The sequence below is a fragment of the Terrabacter aerolatus genome, assembly GCF_007991735.1.
GTDB lineage: Bacteria > Actinomycetota > Actinomycetes > Actinomycetales > Dermatophilaceae > Terrabacter > Terrabacter aerolatus.
Window position 1 is genome coordinate 1 of record NZ_BJYX01000053.1, and the last position, 1,282, is coordinate 1,282.

At 71.2% G+C, this 1,282-nt stretch carries 1 protein-coding gene; it reads left to right on the plus strand.

All coding sequences use genetic code 11. The annotated features are described in order from the left end of the window. The first annotated feature begins 47 nt into the window (after positions 1-47). Entirely contained in the window at positions 48-1,277 is a 1,230-nt protein-coding gene (locus TAE01_RS20350; protein WP_147068628.1) for an IS30 family transposase, read from the plus strand. The last annotated feature ends 5 nt before the right edge of the window (positions 1,278-1,282 follow it).

Here is a 1,282-nt window from a genome sequence, read left to right on the forward strand (position 1 = left end):
TTGGCCTCAGATCGTCTGTGCAACACGGTTTCGTGTGGAGGCAGGCGATGGGTGGGATCCCGGGGACGTACTCGTTCGCTCAGCGACAACAGGTGTTGGGGCTGCTGGAGCAGGGTCTGGCGGCGATGGAGGTAGCGCGGCGGGTCGGGGTGGACCGCCGCACGGTGGGCCGGTGGGCCAAGGTGGCCGGCATGACGTTTCGGATGGGCCCTGTCGGTGGCCTGCTGCGCCCTACCGCGCCGGTGATCCAGGGTGACTTCACTGACCCGCGAGGCCGGCTGACCGAGGCCGGTCGGGCCTTGATCGCGGTGCGGCTGCGGGAGGGCCAGCGCCCGGCCCGGATCGCTGCCGAGCTGGGTGTGCACCGCTCGAGCGTGTCCCGGGAGCTGACCCGCCACCGGGTCGCCGGGGTGTACTCGGTCCGGGTCGCGCAGGCGCGTGCCGTCGCCAACCGGGCCCGACCCCAGCCGCGGAAGCTGGACCGAGCCGAGTACGCCGCGCTGCGGGCGGCGGTCATCGAGGGGTTGAACGCGCACTGGTCCCCGCAGCAGATCCAGGGCGAGCTGGCGTTGCGCTACCCGCAGGATGAGTCCATGCAGATCTCCCACGAGACGCTCTACCAGGCGCTGTACGTCCAGGGCCGCGGCAGCCTGCGCGCGGAGCTGGCCCGGGACAAGGCGCTGCGCAGCGGGCGCACCTCGCGCGTCCCGGCCTCGAAGCTGGCCGCCCGCCCCCGAGGGAAGTCCTGGGTCGGGGACGCCACCATCACGGCCCGCCCGGCCGAGGTCAGCGACCGCGCCGTGCCCGGACACTGGGAAGGGGACCTGATCCTGGGCGCCGGGAACCGCACCGCGGCGATCACCCTGGTCGAGCGGGCCACCCGCTACACGATGATCGCTCGGCTCCCGGCCCGGCACGACGCGACCACCGTCACCGACCGGCTCATCGAGATGGTCACCGCGCTTCCCACGCACCTGGTCAAGACCCTGACCTGGGACCAAGGCGCCGAGCTGGCCGAGCACGCCCGGTTCACCGTCGCGGCCGACTGCAAGGTCTACTTCTGCGACCCACACTCACCGTGGCAGCGCGGCACGAACGAGAACACCAACGGCCTGATCCGCGAGTTCTTCCCCAAAGGAATCGACTTCACCACCGTGCCCGACGAGGAGATCGCCCGCGTCGAGCAGCTGCTCAACACCCGACCCCGAGCCACCCTCGGGTTCCACACCCCCGCAGTTAGGCTCAACGAACTACTCACCGTTGCGCAGACGGGTTGAGACCG

Bases quoted from the DNA above. Each gene is read 5' to 3' on its own strand.
- TAE01_RS20350 (WP_147068628.1), top strand. From the start codon at position 48: ATGGGTGGGATCCCGGGGACGTACTCGTTCGCTCAGCGACAACAGGTG.